This is a genomic window from Paracoccus sp. (in: a-proteobacteria) (assembly GCF_030538495.1).
Lineage (GTDB): Bacteria > Pseudomonadota > Alphaproteobacteria > Rhodobacterales > Rhodobacteraceae > Paracoccus.
The window spans coordinates 195,747-208,533 of sequence record NZ_JAUNTW010000005.1; the positions used below are offsets into that span (position 1 = coordinate 195,747).

Annotated in this window: 10 protein-coding genes; 8 read left to right on the forward strand and 2 right to left on the reverse strand. The window is 65.2% G+C overall.

Annotation, left to right across the window (positions count from 1 at the left end; translation table 11 throughout):
* Positions 1-114 precede the first annotated feature (114 nt).
* Together Q4G20_RS06575 and pcaF are read left to right on the forward strand one after the other, a co-directional pair.
* Positions 115-2,076 carry a 3-hydroxyacyl-CoA dehydrogenase NAD-binding domain-containing protein gene (locus tag Q4G20_RS06575; protein ID WP_303342616.1) on the forward strand — a complete coding sequence of 654 codons (1,962 nt, stop codon included), beginning with the start codon at positions 115-117 and terminating at the stop codon, positions 2,074-2,076.
* A complete protein-coding gene (gene pcaF, locus Q4G20_RS06580; protein WP_303342617.1) occupies positions 2,073-3,275 on the forward strand; it encodes a 3-oxoadipyl-CoA thiolase in 1,203 nt (400 codons plus the stop codon). The genes Q4G20_RS06575 and pcaF overlap by 4 nt, the downstream gene beginning before the upstream one ends.
* Here pcaF and gph read toward each other — a convergent pair.
* A complete protein-coding gene (gene gph, locus Q4G20_RS06585; RefSeq protein WP_303342618.1) occupies positions 3,242-3,913 on the reverse strand; it encodes a phosphoglycolate phosphatase in 672 nt (223 codons plus the stop codon). The two genes, pcaF and gph, sit on opposite strands and share 34 nt — an antisense overlap.
* A 110-nt stretch (positions 3,914-4,023) precedes the next feature.
* Between gph and Q4G20_RS06590 the strand changes: the two genes are divergently transcribed.
* The 6 genes from Q4G20_RS06590 to queG all read left to right on the forward strand — a co-directional run bounded on the left by Q4G20_RS06590 (position 4,024) and on the right by queG (position 10,362).
* Positions 4,024-5,079, forward strand: a complete 1,056-nt coding sequence (locus tag Q4G20_RS06590; protein ID WP_303342619.1) for an ABC transporter ATP-binding protein — start codon at positions 4,024-4,026, stop codon at positions 5,077-5,079.
* 10 nt (positions 5,080-5,089) lie between these two features.
* Positions 5,090-6,040, forward strand: coding sequence for an extracellular solute-binding protein (locus tag Q4G20_RS06595; RefSeq protein ID WP_303342620.1), 951 nt, complete (start codon positions 5,090-5,092; stop codon positions 6,038-6,040).
* A 55-nt stretch (positions 6,041-6,095) separates the two neighbouring features.
* Positions 6,096-7,769, forward strand: coding sequence for an iron ABC transporter permease (locus tag Q4G20_RS06600; RefSeq protein ID WP_303342621.1), 1,674 nt, complete (start codon positions 6,096-6,098; stop codon positions 7,767-7,769).
* Between the two features lie 49 nt (positions 7,770-7,818).
* Entirely contained in the window at positions 7,819-8,520 is a 702-nt protein-coding gene (mtgA, locus tag Q4G20_RS06605; RefSeq protein WP_303342622.1) for a monofunctional biosynthetic peptidoglycan transglycosylase, read from the forward strand.
* A 50-nt stretch (positions 8,521-8,570) separates the two neighbouring features.
* Positions 8,571-9,257 carry a glutathione S-transferase family protein gene (locus Q4G20_RS06610; protein WP_303342623.1) on the forward strand — a complete coding sequence of 229 codons (687 nt, stop codon included), beginning with the start codon at positions 8,571-8,573 and terminating at the stop codon, positions 9,255-9,257.
* A gap of 61 nt (positions 9,258-9,318) precedes the next feature.
* Positions 9,319-10,362, forward strand: coding sequence for a tRNA epoxyqueuosine(34) reductase QueG (gene queG, locus Q4G20_RS06615; protein ID WP_303342675.1), 1,044 nt, complete (start codon positions 9,319-9,321; stop codon positions 10,360-10,362).
* Here queG and Q4G20_RS06620 read toward each other — a convergent pair.
* Positions 10,342-12,787, reverse strand: a 2,446-nt coding sequence (locus Q4G20_RS06620; protein ID WP_303342624.1) for a M10 family metallopeptidase C-terminal domain-containing protein, incomplete at its 5' end; no start/stop codon positions are given. The genes queG and Q4G20_RS06620 overlap by 21 nt on opposite strands.

Below are 12,787 nucleotides of genomic sequence, written 5' to 3' on the forward strand. Positions count from 1 at the left end.
GGCAAGAATAAAAACCGCACGATGACGGTTCCGTGACGGCAGCGCGCCGGGATGGCTGTTCAGCGTTGCCGGAACCCGCTAAAGCCTGCGCTTGGCCAATCAGGGGGCGGTGTGATGTCAGATGTGAACCTGCGCGTCAGCGTGGAACAGGGCGCGGCGGTGATCGCCGGAGACGTGACGCTGGCCGCAGCGCCGGGGCGTGCGGCGCTGATGGCGGTGCTGGAGGGGCTGGGCGATGTGGGCCGCGTGGTTCTGGCCGGGGGATTTGACGATGCGGGCGATGATGACGCGGTCCCGTCGCTGCCCGATCTGGTGGCGCGCATCGCCGCGCATCCGGTGCCGGTCGTCGCCGCGATCAACGGCGCGGCACTGGGCGGCGGGCTGGAACTGGCACTGGCCTGTCGCGCGCGTGTGGCCGCCCCCACGGCCCGGCTGGGCCTGCCGGCAGTCAGCCTTGGACTGATCCCCGGCGCGGGCGGGACGCAGCGGCTGCCTCGGTTAATAGGCATCGCGGCGGCGGTTGATCTGATTGCCACGGGCCGCGTGATCGGCGCGGACAGCGCGGCGGAACTGGGGCTGGTCGATGCGGTAGCAGACGACCCGGTGGCGCGGGCCTGCACCGTGGATTTGCCGGACCGTGCGGACCGCGCCACCCCCGACCCCGCCGCCATCACCGCCGCCCGCGCGCAGGCCGCCAAACGCAGCGCCCGCCAGACCGCGCCGGGTCGCGCCATTGATCTGGTCGCGGCATCGGCGGAATGTTCGCTGGAACAAGGGCTGGCGCAGGAACGCGCGGCGTTCATTGCGCTGAAAAACAGCGATCAGGCGGCGGCGCTGCGGCATGTGTTTTTCGCCGAACGCACAGCGATTGCGCAGGGCCGCGTTGATGCGCCCGACATCACCCGCGCGGTCGTCGTGGGCGCGGGGCAGATGGGTGCGGGCATTGCCTATGCCCTGGCGCAGATCGGCGTGCATGTCACGGTGATCTGCCGCAATGATGCGGGCATCACGCGGGCGCGTCAGGCAATCGCGCGGCTCTATGCGGATGCGGTCAAACGCGGCAAAACCACGCCGGACCGCGCCGCCGCCGATCAGGCCGCGTTGTTTCACATCCAGACCGGCTATGCCAACCTGCGCGCCGACATCGCCATCGAATCCGTGACCGAAGATATGGCCACGAAACGCGCCGTTTTCGCCGCGCTGTCGCAGGCGCTGCCGGGGGCGGTGCTGGCCACGAACACGTCCTTTCTGAACCCGACCGAACTGGCCAATGGCCTGCCCGATCCGGGCCGCGTGCTGGGCCTGCATTTTTTCAGCCCCGCCCATATCATGAAACTGACCGAGGTGATCCGCACCCCCCACACCACCTCCGACACGCTGGCGATTGCGCTGCGTCTGGCGGGACGGTTGGGCAAAATCCCGGTGCGGGCCGGGGTGTGCGACGGGTTCATCGGCAACCGCATTTTGACTCGATACCGTCAGGTCTGCGATGTGATGCTGCTGACCGGCGCATGGCCCGCGCAGGTGGACACGGCCCTGCGGAATTGGGGGCTGGCCATGGGTCCGTATGAGGTGCAGGATCTGTCCGGCCTCGACATCGCCTATGCCAACCGCAAGCGGCTGGATTGGGTGAACCGGCCCGGCATCCGCTATGTCCCCGTGGCCGATCAGATCGTGGAATCGGGGCGGCTGGGGCGCAAAACCGCCGCCGGGTGGTATGATTATGACGGCGGGCAAACGCGGTCGCCGCTGATTGATCAGATGGTGGCGGATGCCAGCCACGCCGCCGGGATCGCGCGCCATGATTACACCGACGACCAAATCACCACCCGCGCCATCGACGCCATGACGGCCGAGGGGCTGGCCATCCTGTCCGAAGGCATCGCCGAAACCCCGGCCGAGATTGATCTGGTGATGATCCACGGCTACGGCTTTCCCCGCTGGCGGGGCGGGCCGATGCACTATGCCACGCGCGCGGGGATCGCGGCCTTGCGCGCGCGGATCAACAGCTATGCCGATGACGACCCGGTGACATGGGGCGCGGCCGTTGAATTGATGAATGGGGGGACGCTGTGACCGACGCCTTTATCTGCGATTACATCCGCACGCCGATTGGACGCTATGGCGGGGGGCTGGCCACGGTGCGCACCGATGATCTGGCCGCCATTCCGCTGGCCGAATTGCTGGCGCGCAATCCCGGCCTGAACCCTGCGGCGATTGACGACATCTGGCTGGGCTGCGCCAATCAGGCGGGCGAAGATAACCGCAACATCGCCCGCATGGCCGCGCTGCTGGCGGGGCTGCCCGACAGCGTGCCGGGGGTGACGGTGAACCGGCTGTGCGGATCGGGGTTGGAATCAGTCGCCGCCGCCGCGCGCGCCATCCGGGCGGGCGATATGACGCTGACCATTGCGGGCGGGGTCGAAAGCATGACCCGCGCGCCCTTTGTCATGCCCAAACCCGGCGCGGCATGGGCGCGTGAGCCACAGGTTTACGACACAACCATCGGCTGGCGGTTCATCAACCCGAAAATGGCCGCCGCCTATGGCACCGAATCCATGCCCGAAACGGCGCAGAATCTGGCCGATGAACATGCGATCAGCCGCGCCGATCAGGACGCCTTCGCCCAGCGGTCGCAGGAATTGGCCGCCGCCGCGCAGGCATCCGGGCGGTTGGGCGCGGAAATCGTTCCGGTCACCGTGCCGCTGGGGCGCGGGAAAACCGCCATCGTGGATCGCGACGAACACCCGCGCCTGACCAGCATCACCGATCTGGCCGCGCTGCGCCCGATCACCCGGCCTGATGGGTCGATCACGGCAGGCAATGCCAGCGGCGTGAATGACGGGGCGGCGGCGCTGATCGTCGCCAGCCGCACCGCGGCACAGGCGCAGGGGCTGACGCCGCTGGCCCGCGTGGTCGCCGCGACATCCGCCGGGGTGGCCCCGCGCGTCATGGGCTACGGTCCCGTCCCCGCGATCCAGAAATTGCTGGCGCAAACCGGGCTGACGCTGGCCGATATGGCCGTGATTGAACTGAACGAGGCCTTTGCCGCCCAGGCCTTGGCCGTCACGCGCGGGCTGGGGCTGGCCGATGACGACCCGCGCATCAACCCCAATGGCGGGGCGATTGCGCTGGGGCATCCGCTGGGCATGTCCGGCGCGCGCATCGCGGGCAGCGCGGCATTGGAACTGGCGCGGGGGGGCGGGCGCTATGGCTTGGTCGCGATGTGCGTCGGCGTGGGTCAGGGCGGGGCGCTGCTGCTGGAACGCGCCTGAAGCGCGGCAATAATCCCCGGCAGGTCGGCAAAATCGCCAAACCGCGCGGCGGCGGTCACATCCTGCGGCGCGCTGTGGCAATATCCGCCGGTGTAAAACACAAACGGCACCCCAGCCGAGGCGGCACAGTCCGCGTCCACATCGCTGTCGCCGACAAACAGCGCCGGTCCCGGAGGGCAGCCATCCCGCGCCGCCCAGAGCGGGGCCGGATGCGGTTTGCGCTGCGCACAGGAATCGCCGCCAATGACGACCGCGAAATAATCCAGCAACCCCAGATGCCGCAGCACCGACCGCGCCGGAGACAGCGGTTTATTCGTGCAAATCGCCAGCATAGCACCCTGCCCACGCAGCGCCTCTAACGCACCCTGCACGCCATCAAACACCACCGTTTGATGCACCGCCGCGTCGTAATGCCGCCCGAAATCGGCAACCATATCGGCGTGACGCGCGCTGTCCCGAATCCCATGCGCGGCCAGCAGACAATCGACCAAATGCGGCACCCCCCGCCCGATAAAGCCGCGCACCGTGGCCAAATCCAACGGCCCCAACCCCTGCGCCGCCATCACGACATTCGCCGTCGCATGAATATCGGGCGCGCTGTCAATCAACGTGCCGTCAAGATCGAATATGATGTTCATGGGCTGTCCCCCTTTGCCCCGCACTTGACGCAAGGCTTGCGCGCAGGTCAAGCGTCACGGATCGTCCCGCCGTCATCGAACCGTCACCTGCGCCTGATATGCGGCACGTCATGGAACAACCAAATGATTTCGCCGTTCAAACTCAGGGTCTTGGCCGCGCTTTTGATGGAAAGCAGGTTCTGGCGGGCGTTGATCTGACGCTGGCGCAGGGGCAGGTGATTGCGCTGCTGGGGCCGTCGGGCTGTGGCAAAACCACGCTGTTGCGGATTGTGGCGGGGTTGCTGGCCCCCAGTTCGGGGCGCGTCATTATCGGCGGGAAAACAGTCGCGGATCACAGCCACAGCACCCCGCCCGAGGCCCGCGGTCTGGGCATGGTGTTTCAGGATTATGCCCTGTGGCCGCATATGACCGTGATGGACAATGTGGGCTTTCCGCTGCGAATGCGCGGGACGGCGCGGGCGGCGCGCCATGACGCGGCGGCGGATGCGCTGCGTCTGGTGGGGCTGGATCATCTGGCGGGGCGGTTTCCCGGCACCTTATCAGGCGGCCAGCAACAGCGGGTCGCCTTGGCGCGGGCGGTTGTGGCGCGCCCGCCGCTGGTGCTGTTTGACGAACCGCTGTCCAATCTGGATCGCGAATTGCGCGAAACGCTGGCCTTGGACATTGGCGCGTTGCTGCGGGAATTGGGGTTGTCGGCGCTCTATGTGACGCATGACCAGTCCGAGGCGTTCACAATCGCCGACCGCGTCGCGGTGATGCTGGACGGGCGCATTGCGCAGATTGACACCCCTCAGGCGATCTTTGACCGGCCCGCCAGTCTGGCCGTGGCGCGGTTTCTGAATATCGGGACCATTCTTGACGGGCAGGTGCGGGGCGGGCGGTTTCAGGGGCAGGGCGTGGACATGGCCGTTCAGGCCGAGGATGGCCCCGCGCATCTGCTGATCCCGCGCCGCGCGGTCCGGCCCGCAACCGGGGCGGCGGATGCGCAGACGGTCGTTGATCGCTGTCAGTTTCAGGGCGACCGCTATGTTCTGCATCTGCGCGCGCCGGGGGGCGGAGGGCTGATCTGTCTGTCGGATCGCCCGATGCCCGCCGGGGCGGCGCTGCCGGTTACGCTGAGCCCCGACCTAATCCGCGTTTTTCCAACACAACCCCATGATGACTAAGGATACCTCTATGCTGCGCACGATCACCGTCACCGCCATGCTGCTGGGCCATGCCGCCTATGCCGATACGCTGACCTTTTACACCGCCGGGCCGGGTGGTCTGGCCGATGCATTGGCCGCCGCGTTCGAGGCCGAAACCGGCACCCGGGTCGAGGTGTTCCAAGGCACCACAGGTCAGGTCATGGCCCGGCTGGAAGCTGAACAGGCCAACCCGCAGGCCGATGTCGTCGTATCGGCCAGCTGGGGATCGGCGGTTGATATGGCCGCGCGCGGGCTGTTGCTGGATTATGTATCACCGCATGCGGAAAACGTGCCGGATGATCTGAAGACCGGAAACTATGTCGCGCAGGGGATTTCCGCGCTTGCTATGGTGTGGAACACGCAATCCGGCACGCCGCGCCCGTCCGAATGGTCCGACCTGACCGGAGCGGATTACCGCGATCTGGTCACCATGCCCGATCCGGCGCAATCGGGTGCCGCCTTTGATCTGGTCGTCGGGCTGGAATCGTCGATGGGCGAAGATGCTTGGACGCTGCTCTCGGCGCTGTCGGATAACGGCATGATCGTTCCCGGCCCGAATGCGGCGGCGCTGAACCCGGTGCTGCAAGGGGCGGCGGCTGTGGTCTTTGGTGCGGTTGATTACATTTCCTATGCGCAGGCTGCGGCCGGTGAAACGATCGAGGTGATCGTCCCCGCCAGCGGCACCGTGATTGCGCCGCGTCCGATGATGATTCTGGCGTCCACGGACATGCCCGATCAGGCGCGCGCCTTTGTCGATTTCGTGCTGTCGGATGCAGGACAGGCACTGGTGGCCGAAACCTATCTGATGCCCGCGCGCACCGATGTTGAGGGCCTGCGCCCCGGCATTGACACGCTGAACATCATCGCCGTGGACGAAGCCGCCGCATCCGCCCGCCGCGATGACATCATCGCCCGGTTCAATCAGGTGACGGGCCGCTGACACCCATTGCGCGCGGCGGCTGCCCTGCCGCGCGCCTCTTACGGGATGAACATTGATGTTGCGCATGTCGAACCTGCTCAGCGTGGCGGCGGCTCTGTCGATCCTGATTTTGGTCGCGGTGCCGGTGGCGTTTATTCTGTTGCAGGCCGTGTTTCCGGAATTCACCCGCGGATCTTTGGCCGGTGCCTTTTCGCGGCTGGATGTGTTCACCCAAAACGCGCGGCTGATGCAGCAGACACAGAACAGCCTGATGTTATCGGCCTGCGTCATGGTAGGATCGCTGCTGATTGGCGGCCCGATTGGCGTTCTGCGCGGGCTGTTTCGTGTGCCGGGCGCGCGGGTCTGGGATGTGGTGTTTCTGATCCCGTTCCTGATCCCGCCCTTTATCGCCGCAACGGCCTGGATCATGATGCTGCAACCGCGCGGCTATCTGTTTCAGCTGCTGGGTTTTGATCTGGGATGGCTGCTGTTCAGCTTTGGCGGCGTGGCCTTTGTGATGGTGCTGAACCTGTTTCCGCTGGTCTATTTCGCCGTATCCCGCGCGTTAGAGGTGGTGGGCAGCCGCTTTGCCATGGCCGCGCGGGTGTCGGGCGCGGGGCCGGTGCAGGCGTTTTTCCTGATCACGCTGCCCTTGGCCATCCCGGCGATTGCCGCCAGCCTGCTGATCGTCTTCGCCATGTCGATCGAGGAATTCGGCACCCCCGCCGCCCTTGCCGCCCGCACCGGGTTCGAGGTGCTGGTCACCGGCATTTACACCCGCCTGTCAGATTATCCTATTGATTTATCAGGCGCGGCATTGGGGTCGCTCATCCTGATGTGTTTGGCCTTGGCCGCGTTTTTTCTGCAAAACTGGATCGCCACGCGGCGATCCTATATCGCGCAAAGCGGCAAACCTGCCCCGGTGGATAAAATCGAACTGGGCCTGTGGCGGGTGCCGGTTCTGGCGCTGTTTACGCTGGTCGCGCTGATCGGGGTCATCATCCCGCTGGCCGCGATTCTGCTGACGTCGCTGATGGGGACCATATCGGGCGGGGTGTCGCTGTCGAATATGTCGCTGCGCCACTACGATCAGATTCTGGCGTCGGGCAGTCGCGCGATGCAGGCCTTGCAGAACTCGGGCTGGCTGGCGCTGATGACGGCGGGGCTGGCTGGGCTGATCGGCGCCATGGTCGCGGTGATCGTGGTGCGCGGCACGGGGCGCGGGCGTCAGGTGATGGATGCGCTGTCGATCCTGCCTAATGCGATTCCGTCCATCGTGCTGGCCGTCGGCATAATTCTGGCCTGGAACAGCCCGTTCCTGCCGGTGACGCTGTATGGCACGGCGGGGATTTTGCTGGTCGCCTATACCGCGATTTTGCTGCCCTTTCCGATCCGCTATGCCGTGGCGAGGCTGCGTCAGATCGGGATCAGCCTGGATGACGCCGCCCGCGTGTCCGGCGCGACCCAAGGCCAGACCATCCGCCATGTTCTGTTGCCGCTGATGGCACCGTCGCTGATTGCGGCCATGATGCTGGTCTTTGCCATTGCGTCACGCGAATTGGTGGCCTCGGTCATGCTGGCCCCGGCGGGGCTGCGCACCATCGGCACCTTCGTCTTTTCTCAATTCGAACAGGGATCGGTGCAGGCCGGCATGGCCATGAGCGTGATCGCCATCACCGTGACCGCAACCATCCTGATGGCGGTGAATATCTGGCTGGCCCGACGCGGCGCGGGCGCGTTTTCGGGATAGCGCCCATCCCCAATTGACTCCACGCGCCGCGCCGTGACAAAGCCGCGCTATGTTCATCCGTCGCCGCCCTGCTGTTGTTGATCGTCCTGCGCCTCTGCGGGCGGTGCTGCGCGTGGTCTGGTGGGTCATGCTGCGGGTGGTGTTAGTCGTGGTGGGGTCGGTCAGTCTCTATGCCTTTGTGAATCCGCCGATCACCTGGACGATGATTGCCGATCGGCGCGATCATCCGCTGGCCCCTCGGCAATGGGTGGTGCTGGACGACATCGCCCCCGTCATGCGCCGGTCCGTCGTCGCGGCCGAGGATGCGAATTTCTGCCTGCATTGGGGATTCGACATGACCGAGATTCGCAAGGTCATCGAATCCGGGTCATCGCGCGGCGCATCGACCATCACCCAGCAAACCGCGAAAAACGCGTTTCTGTGGCAGGGCCGCAATTGGTTTCGCAAATCGGCGGAAACCGCCCTGACCCCGGTGATCGAAGCGTTATGGTCCAAACGCCGCATCCTTGAGGTTTATCTGAACATTGCCGAATTTGGTCCCGGCGTGTTTGGCATCCACGCCGCGTCCCGGCAGTTTTTCAACACCACCCCCGACCGCCTGACCCCGGTTCAGGCCGCGCGTCTGGCCGCCGTGCTGCCGGGGCCGAAAACCCGCAGCGTGTCCCGCGCCACCAACCGGTCCCGCGCCATTGCCGACGGCGCCGCCACAATCGCGCGTGATGGCCGCGCCGCCTGCTTTACGGATGGTTGAAAGCGCGCCCCCGCGCCGTTATCAACAGCCCATCCCCAAGAAACGGCCCCATGATGACGACGACCCAGCCCACGCGCCTGTATCACACCGCCCTGTCCCCCTTTTGCCGCAAGGTGCGGCTGGTTCTGGCCGAAAAGAAAATCGAGGTCGAGCTGGTCGAAGAACGCTATTGGGAAGGCCCGCCCGATCTGAAGCGCCGCAACCCGGCGGGCAAATTGCCGGTGCTGCGTTATCGCGGGCAGATGCTGGCCGAAAGTCAGGCGATCATCGAATTTCTGGACGAATCCGTCCCCACGCCGCCCTTGATGCCCGCGACGGCGGCTGAACGCTATGAAGTGCGCCGGCTGTGCGCGTGGTTTGACGACAAATTCAACGCCGAGGTGACTCAGCCGATCCTGGGCGAACGGGTGTGGAAGAAAATCCTGCGCAGCGGTTACCCCGAAAGCCGCATCGTCAAAGAGGGGCTGCGCGCGATCAAGGAACATATCGACTATCTGTCGCAGCTGCTGGAACAGCGCCGCTGGCTGGCGGGAAATGCGCTGACGCTGGCCGATTTCACCGCCGCCGCGCATTTTTCCTGTCTGGATTATATTTCCGACGTGGATTGGGACCGGTCCGACATTCTGCGCGATTGGTATGCGACGATCAAATCGCGCCCGGCTTTTCGGTCGGTTCTGGCCGACCAGATCCCCGGCATCCACCCGGCGCCGCATTACGCGGATCTGGATTTTGGCTGAACGGGGGGCGGGGTTCGTGGATAGCGCCGGGGGCGCGTCGCCCCCCGGACCCCCAGAGGATATTTCCGCACAGAAGATAAAGCAGGCGTTGCGCGACCAAGCCCGGGCCGAGGGGTTTTCCGGTATGGGTGTAACGCGGCCTGATGCGGTGCCGGAACTGGCGGCGCGGTTGGCGGCGTTTCTGGATGCGGGGCGGCAGGGGCAAATGGGCTGGATGGCCGAGCGCACCCATTGGCGCGGCGATCCGGCGGCGCTGTGGCCGGATGCGCGATCGGTCATCATGCTGGCCGAATTATACACGCCCGATCATGACCCCGTGGCGGTTCTGGATCAGCCCGACCGCGCCGCGATCAGCGTGTACGCCCATGGCCGCGATTACCATGATATTGTGAAGAAACGGTTGAAGCGTTTGGGTCGCTGGTTGCTGGACCAGAATCCCGGCCATGAGATTAAGGTTTTTGTTGATACCGCGCCGGTGATGGAAAAGCCCTTGGCGCAGGCGGCGGGTTTGGGCTGGCAGGGCAAGCACACCAATCTGTTGTCGCGCGATCTGGGCAGTTGGTTTTTTCTGGGCGCGATTTTCACCACCCTTCCCCTGCCGGTGGATGCGCCCGAGGCGTCGCATTGCGGGTCGTGCCGCGCCTGTCTGGATGCCTGCCCGACCGGGGCTTTTCCTGCGCCGTATCAATTGGATGCGCGGCGGTGTATTTCGTATTTGACCATCGAACATCATGGCCCGGTGGATGAAGACTTGCGGGCGCGGATGGGCAATCGCATCTATGGCTGTGATGATTGTCTGGCGGCCTGTCCGTGGAACAAATTCGCCGTGGCGGGGTCAGAGATGCGGTATCGCGGGATCGTCGATGCGCCGCATCTGGCGGAACTGGCGGTGCTGGATGATGCGGCGTTTCGCGCGCGCTTTTCGGGCAGCCCGATTAAGCGCGTGGGTCGGGACCGATTTGTCCGTAACGTGTTGTATGCGATTGGAAATTCCGGGGATCGGGGGTTGCGGGGGTTTGCTGTCGCGCTGTTGGATGATCCCGATGCCACTGTGGCGGATGCGGCGGGATGGGCCGTGGCGCGGCTAGATCAGGAAATCGTCTGAATCCAGACCCAGCCGTCCGGTCATGCGGATCAGAAAATCCGCGCGCCCGTCGCCGTCCAGATCGGCCATGACATGCGTTTCCTGCCCGACATGTGCCCAGCGGACGGGGCGGTCTCCGGTCAGGCGGCCTTTGCCGACATAGCGCAGGTTCAACGCGCTGAGGTCCAGCAGGTCGATATCGGGCTGGAAATCCGTGATGAGATCAGGGGTGGCGACGCGGCTGTCACCGGCCGACAAGTAACGGAAAATGTCGCGCCCCGCGCCGCCGGTCAGGGTGTCGGCGCCGGTTCCCCCGACCAGGATGTCGTTGCCTGCGCCGCCGAACAGGCTGTCATCGCCGGACCCGCCGAGCAGGTGGTCATGGCCCGTTCCGCCATACAGCCGGTCACGGCCCGACCCACCATATAATGTGTCGTTGCCTGCGTCACCAAACAACCGGTCGTTTCCGGCTCCGCCCCAGAGCAGGTCATTGCCGCCGCCGCCGCGCAGGCTGTCATGGCCGTCGCCGCCCCACAGCCGGTCGCGCCCGGTGCCGCCCATCAGGGTGTCGTCGCCCGCATCGCCGCGCAGCTGGTTGGTGCCGGACAGGACATGCAGGTAATCATTGCCGGACCCGCCCCACAGGCTGTCATTGCCGGACCCACCGAACAGGTGATCGTGACCCGCGCCGCCATAGAGGCTGTCCGCGCCTGACCCACCATATAATGTGTCGTTGCCTGCGTCACCAAACAAGATGTCGTTTCCGGCCCCACCCCAGAGCTGGTCATGACTGCCGCCGCCGCGCAGGCTGTCATGGCCGTCTCCGCCCCACAGCCGGTCGCGCCCGGTTCCGCCGATCAGGGTGTCGTTGCCGGTTTCACCGCGCAGTTGGTTGGTGCCGGATGCCACATGCAGATAATCATTCCCCGACCCGCCCCATAGGCTGTCATTGCCGGACCCGCCGAACAGGCGGTCATGGCCCGATCCGCCATACAGCCGGTCATGACCCGATCCACCGTATAATGTGTCGTTATCCGTGCCACCAAACAAGATGTCGTTTCCGGCTCCGCCCCAGAGTTGGTCTTTGTTCCCGCCGCCGCTGAGGCTGTCATCGCCGTCCCCGCCATAGAGCCGGTCGCGCCCGGTTCCGCCGATCAGCGTGTCGTCGCCCAATTCGCCGCGCAACTGGTTGGTGCCAGATGAGACATGCAGGTAGTCATTCCCCGCCCCGCCCCACAGGCTGTCATTGCCGGACCCGCCGAACAGGCGGTCGTCGCCGATCTCGCCATACAACCGGTCATGGCCAGACCCACCGTATAATGTGTCATTATTCGCGCCTCCATACAAAATGTCGTTTCCGGTTTCGCCATAGATCAGGTCATGGCCGCTGTCGCCCCACAGCGTGTCGTCCCCCGCGCCGCCCCAGATGCTGTCATTTCCGCTGCCGCCATAGACCAGATCATCGCCCGATCCGGCGCGGACGACGTCGTGACCATTGCCAGCATGGATGGTATCGTCGCCCGCGCCGGCGCTGATGGTGTCATTGCCCGCCATGGCGTTGATATGTTCGGGGCCAGAGGCACCCAGAATCACCTCGGCCTTGTCGGTGCCGAACAGCCATTTGGGTTCGGTATGGGGCAGGGCGGGGCGTTCGGGGATCGCTGCGGCTGTGGTGGGGGCCTGCGGCATATACCGGCCCACCGAAAACATCGCGTTCGAAAAATCCTGCGCGGTCAAGGTGTTGCCGTCGCGGGTGCGGATGTCCAGCAGCGTGCGGCCCCATGTGATCGTCACGCCCCAGCTTTGCGGCAGAAAGGTCAGTTGCCAGATGCTGCGCGTCATGCCCAGAAAGGACATGTCCAGACTGTCGCGCGCGATGTCAAATCCGCTGATCGTGATGCGCCCGGTGATCGAGCTGGGGACATAGATGTTGTTTCCAGACCCGCCCACCAACACAACCGGTCGTGTTCCGGCGACCAGAATATCGTTGCCGCCGCCGCCTTCGATCCGGGTGGTGTCGGGGCCTGCGATCAGAATATCATTGCCCGCGCTGCCCCGCATCGTGCCAGTGCCTCCGATCCGGTTTTGACCCAGCGTGCCGGGGTCAAACAGAAACTGCGTCACGCCCGGTTCGGTCTGGCTGGCGATGAAGGCCAGAATTTTGCCGTCAATCACGGTGGTGTCGATGGTGCTGACGGTGGCCAGCGTGGTGTCGTCTGTGTCGATGATGCTGGTCAGATGCAGCAAGCGCCCATCAGCCAACACCGTCAACACGCCGATTCCGTTGTCATTTCCGCCCACGAAAACAAAGGCGTGGTTGCCCAGTTCCTGCACGGCCATGGCGGGGGTGGATCGGAAAAACGTGGTGAGTTCGTCGATGATGTGGTCGGTGGGGGTCAGGCTGCCGTCGCGATGCAGCCGGAACACCGTCAGCGAACTGGACCCC

Coding starts and splice junctions, on each gene's coding strand:
- Q4G20_RS06575 (WP_303342616.1), top strand. CDS start 115: ATGTCAGATGTGAACCTGCGCGTCAGCGTGGAACAGGGCGCGGCGGTG.
- gph (WP_303342618.1), bottom strand. CDS start 3,913: ATGAACATCATATTCGATCTTGACGGCACGTTGATTGACAGCGCGCCC.
- Q4G20_RS06590 (WP_303342619.1), top strand. CDS start 4,024: ATGGAACAACCAAATGATTTCGCCGTTCAAACTCAGGGTCTTGGCCGC.
- Q4G20_RS06595 (WP_303342620.1), top strand. CDS start 5,090: ATGCTGCGCACGATCACCGTCACCGCCATGCTGCTGGGCCATGCCGCC.
- Q4G20_RS06600 (WP_303342621.1), top strand. CDS start 6,096: ATGTTGCGCATGTCGAACCTGCTCAGCGTGGCGGCGGCTCTGTCGATC.
- mtgA (WP_303342622.1), top strand. CDS start 7,819: ATGTTCATCCGTCGCCGCCCTGCTGTTGTTGATCGTCCTGCGCCTCTG.
- Q4G20_RS06610 (WP_303342623.1), top strand. CDS start 8,571: ATGATGACGACGACCCAGCCCACGCGCCTGTATCACACCGCCCTGTCC.